Here is a 12,361-nt window from a genome sequence, read left to right as displayed (position 1 = left end):
CAATGGAAAGTCCCGGCCGGGAGGGCCAGCCGGGACGGCTTCAGGCGATCAGCACTTGGCCGGAGTATCCGGACCGAGCTCGCCGCCGAAGATCGCGGGATCGTAGGTGACGCTGTCGCGCGAGGCGGTGCCGACCACTTCGAGCAGGTCGTAGGGGTTGGACGGGGCGTCCTTGCCCTTCACCACGTAGACGTCCTTGAAGCACTGGTGGTCGGCGGCGCGGTAAAGCGTCGGACCGTTGCCGAGCCCGTCGAACTCGTAGCCTTCGAGCGCCTTGATCACCTCGGGCGGATAGAAGGTGCCGGCCCGCTCGACCGCATCGGCGTAGAGCAGCACCTGGACATAGGAGGTCTGCGCGATCTGGCTCGGCGGCTGGCCGTATTTGGCGCCGAACGACTTGGTGAAGGCCTTGGAGGCCTCGTCGGTCAGCTGCCAGTCCCAGTTGGCAGTGCCATAGACGCCCTTGATGGCTTCGCCGGCGCCCTTGGCCATCAGGTCGGACACCAGCGGCAGGACGATCTCGACATTCTTGCCGTTGGCCTGCCGGTCGCGCAGGCCGAACTGCACGGCCTGGGTGATCGAGTTCACCCCATCGAAGCCATAGTGGTTCAGCACCAGCACATCGGCGCCGGAGTTGAGGAACGGCGTGATGTACTGGCTGAAGTCACCGGCGCCCACCGGGGTGCGAACCGGCGGCATGGTCTTCCAGCCGAGGCCCTCGGTGGCCTTGATCATCGACTCTTCCTGGGTCCAGCCCCAAGTGTAGTCGGCGGTCAGATGATAGGCCACGCGGTCCTTGCCGTAGGCTTCGCCGAGCACCGGCCCGAGCGCGATACCGGATTGATAGGCGTTGAAGAAATGGCGGAAGCCATACTTCTTCTTGTCCTTGCCGGTGGTGTCGTTGGAGTGGGTCAGGCCGGCCATGTAGATGACACCCATCTCCTGGCAGAGGCCCTGCTCGGCGATGGCCACAGCCGACGACGAGCCGCCGGTGATCATCACCGCGCCGTCGCGCTCGATCATGCGGCGGGCCGAGTCGCGGCCGGCATCGGCCTTGGTCTGGTCGTCGCCGGTGACGAACGCGACCTTCTTGCCCAGAATGCCGCTGCCCTTCAGCGTCTTGGACGAGAAGGTCGGGATCAGGCCGCCATCACCGCCACCGTTCAGGTGCTCGACGGCCAGCTCATAGGCGCGCTGCTGGTCGGCGCCCTCATCGGCATAGGCGCCGGTGAGCGGCATGTTGAAGCCCAGCGTGACGCTGTCGCCAGTGGGGGCGTTGCAGAACTCCTGGGCGTAGGCGCCCCGAGTGAACATCAGCGGCGCGACGCCGGTCGCCAAGATGCCGGCAAGGCCGCCCTTCAGCACGCCGCGGCGGCTGAAGTTCTGAGAATTGGTCATTAGCTCCTCCTCATGCGCGGCGGGGCACGGTGCATTGCCATGCGCCTCACAGCGAGGCGCTACTATCCGGCGACCTGCAAAGCTTCGCAACAGGTGACTGATATTGCTCATTAATTCTGTAAATCATTGGCCTTGCTCGGCTGTGGATGTGTTAATACATTGACAATTGGGGGGGAGCATGGATGCGCGCACCGATCGGCCTCAAGATCAGTTCACGCCGCCGGGCACTGGGGGTGTCGCAGGCGGCGCTCGCCCGTCGCGCCGGGATTTCGGCGAGCTACCTCAACCTGATCGAACGCAACAAACGCCATGTCGGCGGCTCGCTGCTGATCCGCCTGGCCGAAGAGCTGGCGGTCGACCTCGCCGAGCTCAGCGGCGACGCCGAGCACCGCCTGATCGCCGAACTGGACGAGGCCTTCGCCGATCCCGTGCTTGCCGCTGTCGACATGCCGGCGTCCCGCGATCTGGTCGCCCAGCAGCCGGCTGCGGCACAGGCCATCGCCCGGCTCCGTCGCGCCTATCTGGGCGCCACCGCCAATGCGGACCTCTATGCCGATCGGCTGCGGACCGATCCGTTGCTGGCGCAATTGCTGCACCGGATCCTCTCGGGCATCACCGCCGTCCGCTCCACCGCCGAGATTCTGGAAGACGTGACCGATCTCGATGAGGGCGAGCGCAGCCGCTTCGTCGAGACCATCACGCGTGAAACCCGCGGCCTGACCGAGGTGGCGCGCGGCCTGATCGGGCAGTTCGAGGTCGATGCCCGCGGCCGGCGCACCCTGTCGCCGATCCGCGAGCTCGACGACCTGATCTTCGAGCGCGACAACTACTTCCCGGCGCTCGAGGCCGTTGCAACGGAGCTGCGGGCCGAGATCGAAACCAAAGGGCCGTTCGGCGAGGCGGCGCTTGCCGCGGCCCTCGCCGCGAAGTTCGGCGTCGGCATGGCGCGCAGCGCCGGCCGCCAGGTCGACGCCGCCGGCTTTCCCGGCCAGTATCACTTCAACTCCGCCACGCGCACCATGTGGTTCCAGGCGAGTGCCGGCGCCGCCACCCGGCAGTTCCAGCTCACCCGGCTCTATGCCGAGCTCAGCGCCGCCGACGCCATCGAACGCGAAGTCGATACCCCGCAGCTGTCGTCCGGCACGGCGCGCCGGCTCGGCTATCGGGCGCTCAGCTCCTACCTCGCCGGCGCCATCGTCTTTCCCTACGCCCGGTTCCTCGCCGATGCCGAGGCGCAGCGTTATGACATCGAGACGCTGCGCCAGCTCTATACCGCGAGCTTCGAACAGGTGGCGCACCGCCTCGTCTCGCTGCGTAAGCCCGATGATCCCGGCCTGCCGTTCGGGTTCCTGCGTTCGGATGCGGCGGGGCGACTGACCAAGCACTTCCCCCTGCCCGGCCTGCCTTTGCCCAGCGCCGGGCACGCCTGTCCGCGCTGGGTGATCTACGGCGCCTTCCGCACGCCGCGCACGCTGACCCGGCAGATCGCGCAGTTCGCCGACGGCTCGCGCTATCTGTTCATCGCCAGCGCCCAGGCCCGCTCCGGCACCGGCTTTGCCGACCACGCCATTCCGATCTCGGTGATGCTCGCCTGCGATGTGCTGCATGCCGATCGTACCGTCTATGGCGCCGGGCTCGATCTCGGCGACGGCAGCACGGACGTGCCGGTCGGCCCGAGTTGCCGGCTCTGCCCGCGGCGCGACTGCGCCGACCGGCAGGAAGAGGCCTTCACCCCGGCAGGTGAACCCACCGCGGTTCGCGCACCCCTGGTGCCGCGCCGTTTCGACGTTGGCGAGCCGGGCTAGATGTGCCTAAGGTAATGCAAGTCCGATTGGGAGGTCGGGCGGGAGGGGGAAATTTGGCTGTCGATGTTCTCATCGCCGAGGATGAACCGAGCATTCTGAAATCGCTCGACTTCATCCTGCGCCGGGCCGGTTGGTCGATCGAAGCGGTCACCGACGGCGAGGCGGCGCTCAACGCCGTGCGCCGCAGCCAGCCCAAGGTACTGGTGCTGGACGTGATGCTGCCCAAGCGTTCGGGGTTCGATGTGCTCAAGCACATCCGGGCCGACGCCGCGTTGCGCGAACTACCGGTGCTGATCCTCACCGCCAAGGGCCAGGCGCAGGATCGCCGCACCGCCGAGGAGCTCGGCGCCGACCGCTTCGTCACCAAGCCCTATGCCAATGCCGAAGTGGTGGGAGCGGTCCGCGAACTGATGGGTCTCGCTCCGGCGGTGGAATAGACCGATGGAGCGCCGGAAGCTCGAAAGCGCGGCGCTGTTCCTCAGCCTCCTGGGCGTGCTGCTGATCCTGCCGCCGCTGGCGGTGGTGTTCCAGCTCGAGCGGCGCGTGTTCGGCGTGCCGCTCGAGGTGATCTACCTGTTCGTCTGCTGGCTGGGCCTGATCGCCGCCGCCTTCTGGCTCGGCCGCCGCCTGCCGCGCGAGCCGGAGGCCGAGCCACCATCGGAGGGCGAAGGCTGATGCTGTCGCCGGACGTGGTCATCGCCGTCGCCATCGGCTATGTCGGGCTGTTGTTCCTCATCGCCTATGTGAGCGACCGGCAGGCGCGCAACGACAAGGCGGCGTTCCTGCGCTCGCCCTTCATCTACACCCTCGCCATCTCGGTCTATTGCACCAGCTGGACCTTTTACGGCGCCGTGGGTTCGGCGGCGCGCAGCGGCCTCGAATACCTCGCCATCTATCTGGGGCCGACGCTGGTGTTCATCGGCTGGTGGTTCGTGCTCCGGCGCCTCGTCCGCATCAGCCACAACCAGCGCATCACCTCGATCGCCGACCTGTTGTCGTCGCGCTTCGGCAAGTCGAGCCGGCTGGCGGTGCTGATCACCATCATCGCGGTCATCGGCATCGCACCCTATATCGCGCTGCAGCTCAAGGCGGTCACCTCGTCGCTGCAGGCGATCGCCGGGGTGGGCGAGTTTCCCGGCCGGACGCTGCGCGGCATCGACGAGGTCGGGCTGGCGCTGGCCGTCGCGGCGGGGATGGCGCTGTTCACGATCCTGTTCGGCACACGCAATGTCGATGCCAAGGAGCAGCACCACGGCGTCGTCGCGGCCATCGCCTTCGAAGCCATCGTCAAGCTCGCGGCGCTCCTGGCGATCGGCATCTTCGTCATCTATGCGGGCGGCGGGCTCGAGGCGATCTTCTCGCGCGCCGAGGCCGCCGGGATCGACATCTATTCGACCGGCAACTTCAACGACCGCTGGGTGGCGATGAACGTGCTTTCGGCCGCAGCCATCCTCTGCCTGCCCCGGCAGTTCCAGATCACCGTGGTCGAGAACTCCAACGAGAACCACCTGCGCACCGCGGGCTGGGCCTTCCCGGCCTACCTGCTGCTGATGAGCCTGTTCACCCTGCCGATCGCGCTGTTCGGGCTGACTTCGATGCCGGCGGGCGCCAACCCGGACATGTTCGTGCTCACCCTGCCGCTCTCGGCCGGGCAGGAAGGGCTGGCGCTGTTCAGCTTCATCGGCGGCTTCTCGTCGGCCACCTCGATGATCATCGTCGAGTCGATCGCGCTGTCGATCATGGTGTCCAACCACATCGTCATGCCGATCGTGCTGCGCGTCACCCAGGGGCATGGGGTCGACAGCACCCGCGGGGTCAGCCGGCTGCTGCTCAATTCCCGGCGCTTCTCGATCGCGCTGATCCTCTTGCTGGGATTCCTCTACTTCTACCTGACGCGCGATTCCGATGCGCTGGCGCCGATCGGACTGATCTCGTTCTGCGGCGTGGCGCAGTTCCTTCCCGCCATCATCGCGGCGCTGTTCTGGCGCGAGGCATCGCTGAAGGCCGCAACGGCCGCGGTGGCGGTGGGCTTCGTGGTCTGGGCGTGGTCGAGCTTCATGCCGTCATTCGAGAGCTCCTCGCCGCTGGTCGCCGGGATCATGGCCGAGGGGCCATGGGGCCTCAGCTGGCTCCGCCCGGAGGCGCTGTTCGGGGTCGAGGCGATCGATCCGCTGGTCAACGTGGTGTTCTGGAGCCTGTTCCTCAACACAGCGACACTAGTCGTCGTCTCGCTGCTGACCTCGCAATCAGCCCTCGAACGCGTGCAGGCGGCGCTGTTTGCCGAGCTGTTCCGCCGCTCGCGCGGCGGCGGGCCGGCAGTGATCCGCGGTTCGGCGACGCTCGAGGATCTGTTCTTCGTCGCGCAGCGCGTGCTCGGCTCGGCCCGTGCCGAGGCGCTGTTCGCCGGGATCACGGGTACGCCGACGCCGCAGTTCATCGACCGGCTGGAACGGGAGCTCGCCGGCTCGATCGGCGCGGCATCGGCGCATGTGATGCTCAGCAAGGTGGTGTCGGGCGACGCGGTATCGCTCGAGGAAGTGTTCGAGATGGCCGGCGAGACGCGGCAGGTGATCGAATACTCGCAGGAGCTGGAGCGGACCTCGAGCGAACTACGGTCGACGGCGGCAAAGCTCGAGGAAGCCAACGCGCAGCTCCGCGCCATCGACAGCGAGAAGGACGAGTTCCTCAGCCAGGTCAGCCACGAGGTGCGCACGCCGATGACCTCGATCCGCTCGTTCTCGGAGATCCTGCTCGAGGAACAAGAGCTCAGCGCCGACGAACGGCAGCGCTTCGTCAGGACCATCCACCAGGAAAGCCTGCGGCTGACCCGGCTGCTCGACGACATCCTGGGGATGAGTGCGCTCGATCGCGGCGAGCGGGGCTGGGACAATGTGCCGATCGATGCCGAACGCGCCATCGACCGCGCCCTCGAAGTCTGTTCGGCATTGGCGCAGCAACGCGGCATGCAGCTGACGATCGGCAGCCGCGCACCGCGCGCCATGATCTCGGGCGAACCCGACCGGCTCTGCCAGGTGCTGATCAACCTGATCTCCAACGCCATCAAGTACAACGATGCCGCGCAGCCGATGGTGGAGATCCGCTCCCGCAGCGGGCGCGGGCGCTACCTGATCGAAGTCGCCGATAACGGGCCCGGCATCGCCAGGACGGAGCGCAAGCTGGTGTTCGAGAAGTTCGCCCGCGGCCAGGCAGGCGGCATCGCGGCCCCCGCCGGGGCCGGCCTCGGCCTCGCCATTTCGCGGCAGTTGATCGAGCGGATGAACGGCAAGCTGGAGCTGCTGCCGGGGGCCGGCAGGGGCGCCTGCTTCCGCATCACCCTGCCCCTGCTCTGATGGCGCGGCGCGGCGAGAATTGCCTTGCGGTTGTCACATCGTTCGATGAGTATCCGCCCAATCGGAGGGCAAAGCCTCATGGCTCGTCAGGACACAGCAGTTAACCGTCTCGACGATGCGGCCAGGGCCGGATGGCTCTACTACGTCGCGGGCAACAACCAGGAGCAGATCGCCAAAAAGCTCGGCGTGTCGCGCCAGACGGCGCAGCGACTGGTGTCGTTGTCGGTGAGCGAGGGGCTGGTGCGGGTGCGGCTGGAGCATCCGATCGGGCGCTGCATGGATCTGGCCGGGCAGTTGCAGCAGCGCTATGCGCTGGATTTCGCCGAGGTGGTGCCAACCGACCCCGATGCGCCGGGCGCAATCCACGGGGTAGCGATCGCCGCCGCCACGCAGATCGAGCGTTGGCTCAAAAGCGACAAGCCGACGGTGGTGGCCATCGGCACCGGCCGAACCCTCAAGGCCGCAATCGAGCAACTGTCGCCGATGGAAGCGCCGCAGCACAAGATCGTGTCGCTCACCGGCTCGATCGCGCCGGACGGCTCGGCCGCCTTCTACAACGTGATCTTCAACATCGCCGAAACGGTGAAGGCCCGCAGCTTCCCCATGCCCTTGCCGGTCATTGCCTCGTCGGCGGCCGAGCGCGACATGCTGCTGAGCCAGCCGATGATCCGCGAAACCCACGCCCTGGCGCAGCAGGCCGACGTCACCTTCGTCGGCATCGGCGACCTCGGCCCGGAGGCGCCGCTGGTCCAGGACGGCTTCATTTCGGCGGCCGAACTGAAGCTGCTGCAGAAAGCCGGGGCGGTGGGCGAGATCGTCGGCTGGGCGTTCGATGCGCAGGGCAGGTTCATCGACGGGCTGACCAATGACCGCGTGGCGTCGGCGCCGCTCCCGTCACGCGAGAGCTCGACGGTGGTGGCGACTGCCGTCGGCGACAAGAAAGTGCCCGGCATCCGGGCGGCGCTGACGCGGCGGCTCGTGAATGGGTTGATCACCGACGAAGCGACGGCAGAGGCGATTCTGGCGGCGGGTTAGCGGGGACCCACGCCCCCTGCAGCGCGGGCCGAGCGCTCCCCTCCCCCTTGAGGGGAACGGGTTGGGGGTGAGGGTCCATCGGCGATCACTGCACCACCCCCACCCTCGATCCCTCCCCTCAAGGGGGAGGGAGGCGATCGCCTCACCTCCCAGCGAAACTGACCGACTCGTCTGCTGCCCGCCGAGAGCCGCAGCCCCTCGTCTCGCTCTTGACATCATACTAAAGTTTGTGAGTAATTGCTCAACGGCGAGGCAAATGCTCGCCAAAGGGAGGACATTGATGAAACTGCTTCCGCTTTTCTCGAGCGCGCTGGTGCTTGCGCTCGGCTCGACGGCTTATGCCGAGACCACTCTCACCATCGCCACGGTGAACAATGGCGACATGGTCCGCATGCAGGGGCTGACCGACGACTTCACCGCCAAGAACCCGGACATCAAGCTGCAGTGGGTGACGCTCGAGGAAAACATCCTGCGCGAGCGCGTCACCACCGACATCGCCACCAAAGGCGGGCAGTTCGACGTGATGACCATCGGCACCTACGAAGTGCCGATCTGGGCCAAGAACAGCTGGCTGCTGCCGCTCGAAAATCTCGGCGACGCCTATGACGTGAACGACCTACTGCCCGCCATCCGCGGCGGCCTCAGCGCCGACGGCAAGCTCTACGCCGCGCCGTTCTATGGCGAGTCGAGTTTCATCATGTACCGCAAGGACCTGATGGAGAAGGCCGGCCTGACCATGCCGGACGCGCCGACCTGGGACTTCGTCGCCGACGCTGCCCGCAAGATGACCGACCGCGCCGCCGACATCAACGGCATCTGCCTGCGCGGCAAGGCCGGCTGGGGCGAGAACATGGCGTTCCTGACCGCGATGTCGAACTCGTTCGGCGCCCGCTGGTTCGACGAGGCCTGGAAGCCGCAGTTCGACCAGCCGGAATGGAAGTCGACGCTGCAGTTCTATGTCGACCTGATGAAGGATGCCGGCCCGGTCGGCGCTTCCTCGAACGGCTTCAACGAGAACCTGACGCTGTTCCAGCAGGGCAAGTGCGGCATGTGGATCGACGCCACCGTCGCCGCGTCGTTCGTCACCAACGCCAAGGAATCGACGGTGGCCGACAAGGTCGGCTTCGCCCTCGCTCCCGACAAGGGGCTGGGCAAGCGCGGCAACTGGCTCTGGGCCTGGTCGCTGGCCATCCCGGCCGGTTCGCAGAAGGCCGAAGCCGCCGAGAAGTTCATCTCCTGGGCGACCAGCAAGGATTACCTGGCGCTCGTTGCCGGCAAGGAAGGCTGGGCGAACGTGCCGCCGGGCACCCGCACCTCGCTCTACAGCAACCCCGAATACCAGGCGGCGGCGCCCTTCGCCAAGATGACGCTCGACTCGATCAACGCCGCCGATCCGACCCATCCGACGGTGAAGCCCGTGCCCTATACCGGCGTGCAGTTCGTCGCCATTCCCGAGTTCGCCGGCATGGCGACGACGGTCGGCCAGCTGTTCTCGGCGGCGCTTGCCGGCTCGACCAGCGTCGATGACGCACTGGCCCAGGCACAGCAGACGGTCGACCGCGAGATGAAGTCGGCCGGGTATTACTGACCTCCCTAGGCGGGCGGCCTCGGCTGCCCGTCTCCTCTCCCCTCAGGGGAGAGGTAGCGAAGCAAGGAGCGCCAGCGACTTTGCGGAGCTGGGTGAGGGGTGAGTTGCATCGGCACTCACTCGTGCGGCTGCGTCCCACCCCTCACCTACTTCCGCTGGCTTGCAGGCTCGCAAGCTGCAGTATCCTCTCCCTCCGGGGCGCTATTGCGCCCCTTAGGACGGGCGAGGCGGCGCGTACCGCACCATCGGCGCATTCTGGGGGAACACAACGCAATGGCCACCAAGCAGTCACATCGCCTTGCCCGCTGGATGATGGCGCCTTCGGTCTTCGTGCTGCTGATCTGGATGATTGTGCCGCTGGCCCTGACCATCTGGTTCGCCTTCCAGCGCTACCGGCTCACCAACCCCAACATCAAGGGTTTCGCCGGGCTGGCCAATTTCGAGTTCTTCGTCACCGACCCGGCCTTCTGGCCGGCCATCATCAACACGCTGCTGATCGTGGTCGGCGTACTGGTGATCACCGTGGGGCTCGGCATCCTGCTGGCGCTGCTGCTCGACCAGCCGATCTGGGGCCAGGGGATCGTCCGCATCCTGATGATCTCGCCCTTCTTCGTCATGCCGCCGGTAGCGGCCGTGGTCTGGAAGCACGAACTGATGAATCCGACCTGGGGCGTGTTCGCTGCAATATCACGCTTTTTCGGACAGGAGCCGGTGAACTGGCTCGGCAATTTTCCGCTGCTGTCGATCATCGTGATCGTCGCCTGGCAGTGGCTGCCGTTTGCGACGCTGATCCTGCTGACCGCCATGCAATCGCTCAGCGAGGAGCAGAAGGAGGCGGCCGAGATGGATGGCGCCAACGTGTTCCGGCGCTTCTGGTACATCATCCTGCCGCACCTGGCGCGGGCGATCACCGTGGTGATCCTGATCCAGACGATCTACCTGCTCGGCGTCTATGCCGAGATCCAGATCACCACCGGCGGCGGCCCGGGCTTTGCCAGCACCAACCTGCCCTTCCTGATCTACAACACGGGCGTCCTGGGCGGAAATATCGGCGCCGGCGCAGCGGGCGGCCTCGTCGCCGTGGTGCTCGCCAACATCGTCGCGATCTTCCTGATGCGCGCCGTGGGGAGGAATCTGGATGCTTGAGGAGTCCTTGCTGAGCCTGGATCTGGCAGTCGTCTCCCTCCCCCTTTGCGGGGAGGGATCAAGGGTGGGGGGCGCCCCACGCTCGGCGCCTGCTGCCACCCCCACCCCAGCTCCGCTAAGTCGCTGTACGACAAGCTTCGCTACCCTCCCCGCAAGGCGGAGGGAGACGAGCCGCAACCAACGAGTGGAGGCATAAATGGCCCGCGCCGTATCGACGCGCCGCAAGCTCACCATGACGGTGCTCGTCTGGCTGGTGGCGCTGATCATCTTCTTTCCGATCCTCTACACGATCATCACCAGCCTGAAGACCGAGGGCGAAGCCGCGGCGGGGTTTTCGATGGTCCCTTCGTTCACCTTCGAGAGCTACGCGGCGGTGCTCCACCAGCAGGATTACTTCCGGCCGTTCTTCAACTCGGTAGTGATCTCGATCGGCTCGACCCTCGTGGCGCTGCTGATCGCGGTGCCGGCGGCCTGGGCGATGGCGTTCACGCCGACGCCCAAGACGCGCGACGTGCTGATGTGGATGCTGTCGACCAAGATGATGCCGGCCGCAGGCGTGCTGGTGCCGATGTACCTGATCTTTCTCAATACCGGGCTGCTCGACACCCTGCTCGGGCTCAGCATCATCCTGACGCTGGTGAACCTGCCGATCGTGGTGTGGATGCTCTACACCTACTTCAAGGAGATCCCGGTCGATATCCTCGAGGCGGCGCGCATGGATGGCGCGACCCTGGGCAAGGAGCTGGTCTACGTGCTCCTGCCGATGGCGGTGCCCGGCATCGCCTCGACGCTGCTGCTCAACGTCATCCTCGCCTGGAACGAGGCGTTCTGGACGCTGAGGCTCTCCACCACCAATGCGGCGCCGCTGACCGCCTTCATCGCCTCGTTCTCGTCGCCGCAGGGCCAGTTCCTCGCCAAGCTGAGTGCCGCCTCCGTACTGGCGATCCTGCCAATCCTGCTGCTCGGGTGGTTCAGTCAGAAGCAGCTGGTGCGCGGCCTCACCTTCGGCGCCGTGAAATAGGGGATTTCAGATGGGCTCCATCACACTCGAACACGTCAACAAGTCCTTTGGTGGCCACCAGGTCATCCCCGATGTTTCCCTCGAGATCGAAGACGGCGAATTCGTCGTCTTCGTCGGGCCCTCGGGGTGCGGCAAGTCCACTCTCCTCCGACTGATAGCCGGCCTCGAGGACACGACCTCCGGCGCGATCAGGCTCGACGGCGTCGACGTCACCGACAAGGGACCGGCGCATCGCGGCCTTGCCATGGTGTTCCAGTCCTATGCGCTCTACCCGCACATGACAGTGCGCCAGAACATCGCCTTTCCGCTGAAGATGGCCAATATCGACAAGGCGGTCGCCGAGCAGAAGGTCGCCGAAGCGGCGCGGGTGCTGAACCTCACCGACTATCTCGATCGGAAGCCCCGGGCGCTCTCCGGCGGGCAGCGCCAGCGTGTCGCCATCGGCCGCGCCATCGTTCGCCAACCCAAGGCCTTCCTGTTCGACGAGCCGCTGTCGAACCTCGATGCGGCGCTGCGCGTCAACATGCGCATCGAAATCACCGAACTGCACCAGCAGCTCAAGACCACCATGGTCTACGTGACGCACGACCAGGTCGAGGCGATGACCATGGCCGACCGCATCGTGGTGCTGAATGCCGGCCGGGTCGAGCAGTTCGGTACGCCGCTCGAGCTCTACAAGAGCCCGGCCAACCGGTTCGTCGCCGGCTTCATCGGCTCGCCCAAGATGAATTTCCTCGAAGGCGCCGCGGCCGGCAAATATCAGGCTGAGGCGATCGGGGTGCGGCCCGAGCATGTGCGCATCTCGCGCGACGCCGGCGAGTGGCAGGGCCGCGTCGGCGTCGCCGAGCACCTGGGTTCCGACACGTTCCTGCACGTGCATGTCGATGGGGTGGGCCTGCAGACCGTGCGCACCGGCGGCGAGAACGATTATCACCCCGGCGAACAGGTCTGGCTCTCGCCCGAGCCGGGCCGTATCTATCGTTTCGACCGCGCCGGCCAGGCGCTGCGCTGACCATTC

General features: G+C 66.4%; 10 protein-coding genes. 9 read left to right on the top strand and 1 reads right to left on the bottom strand.

The genetic code is table 11. The annotated features are described in order from the left end of the window. Positions 1 to 48: 48 nt before the first annotated feature. Entirely contained in the window at positions 49 to 1,398 is a 1,350-nt protein-coding gene (locus APS40_RS15025; RefSeq protein ID WP_055047824.1) for a substrate-binding protein, read from the bottom strand. A 182-nt stretch (positions 1,399 to 1,580) separates the two neighbouring features. Between APS40_RS15025 and APS40_RS15020 the strand changes: the two genes are divergently transcribed. From APS40_RS15020 to APS40_RS14980, 9 genes are all read left to right on the top strand, one after another. After that, a complete protein-coding gene (locus tag APS40_RS15020; protein WP_055047823.1) occupies positions 1,581 to 3,203 on the top strand; it encodes a helix-turn-helix domain-containing protein in 1,623 nt (540 codons plus the stop codon). 53 nt (positions 3,204 to 3,256) lie between these two features. Beyond that, positions 3,257 to 3,640 carry a response regulator transcription factor gene (locus APS40_RS15015; RefSeq protein ID WP_082434434.1) on the top strand — a complete coding sequence of 128 codons (384 nt, stop codon included), beginning with the start codon at positions 3,257 to 3,259 and terminating at the stop codon, positions 3,638 to 3,640. 4 nt (positions 3,641 to 3,644) lie between these two features. Further along, complete coding sequence (locus APS40_RS15010; protein WP_055047821.1) at positions 3,645 to 3,878, top strand: hypothetical protein; 234 nt, start codon at positions 3,645 to 3,647, stop codon at positions 3,876 to 3,878. Next, on the top strand, positions 3,878 to 6,553 hold the full coding sequence (locus APS40_RS15005; RefSeq protein WP_055047820.1) for a sensor histidine kinase: 2,676 nt from the start codon (positions 3,878 to 3,880) through the stop codon (positions 6,551 to 6,553). Before APS40_RS15010 ends, APS40_RS15005 begins: the two co-directional genes overlap by 1 nt. A gap of 78 nt (positions 6,554 to 6,631) precedes the next feature. Beyond that, on the top strand, positions 6,632 to 7,588 hold the full coding sequence (locus tag APS40_RS15000; protein ID WP_055047819.1) for a sugar-binding transcriptional regulator: 957 nt from the start codon (positions 6,632 to 6,634) through the stop codon (positions 7,586 to 7,588). A gap of 280 nt (positions 7,589 to 7,868) precedes the next feature. Then, entirely contained in the window at positions 7,869 to 9,176 is a 1,308-nt protein-coding gene (locus tag APS40_RS14995; RefSeq protein ID WP_055047818.1) for an ABC transporter substrate-binding protein, read from the top strand. Between the two features lie 273 nt (positions 9,177 to 9,449). Then, positions 9,450 to 10,322 (top strand): carbohydrate ABC transporter permease, encoded by an 873-nt coding sequence (locus tag APS40_RS14990; RefSeq protein ID WP_055047817.1) that lies wholly within the window; start codon positions 9,450 to 9,452, stop codon positions 10,320 to 10,322. A 196-nt stretch (positions 10,323 to 10,518) separates the two neighbouring features. After that, a complete protein-coding gene (locus APS40_RS14985) occupies positions 10,519 to 11,343 on the top strand; it encodes a carbohydrate ABC transporter permease (RefSeq protein ID WP_055047816.1) in 825 nt (274 codons plus the stop codon). A gap of 10 nt (positions 11,344 to 11,353) precedes the next feature. Beyond that, entirely contained in the window at positions 11,354 to 12,355 is a 1,002-nt protein-coding gene (locus APS40_RS14980; RefSeq protein ID WP_055047815.1) for an ABC transporter ATP-binding protein, read from the top strand. The last annotated feature ends 6 nt before the right edge of the window (positions 12,356 to 12,361 follow it).

It is taken from the genome of Devosia sp. A16, assembly GCF_001402915.1.
Lineage (GTDB): Bacteria > Pseudomonadota > Alphaproteobacteria > Rhizobiales > Devosiaceae > Devosia_A.
This window is presented reverse-complemented; position numbering and strand designations above follow the sequence as displayed.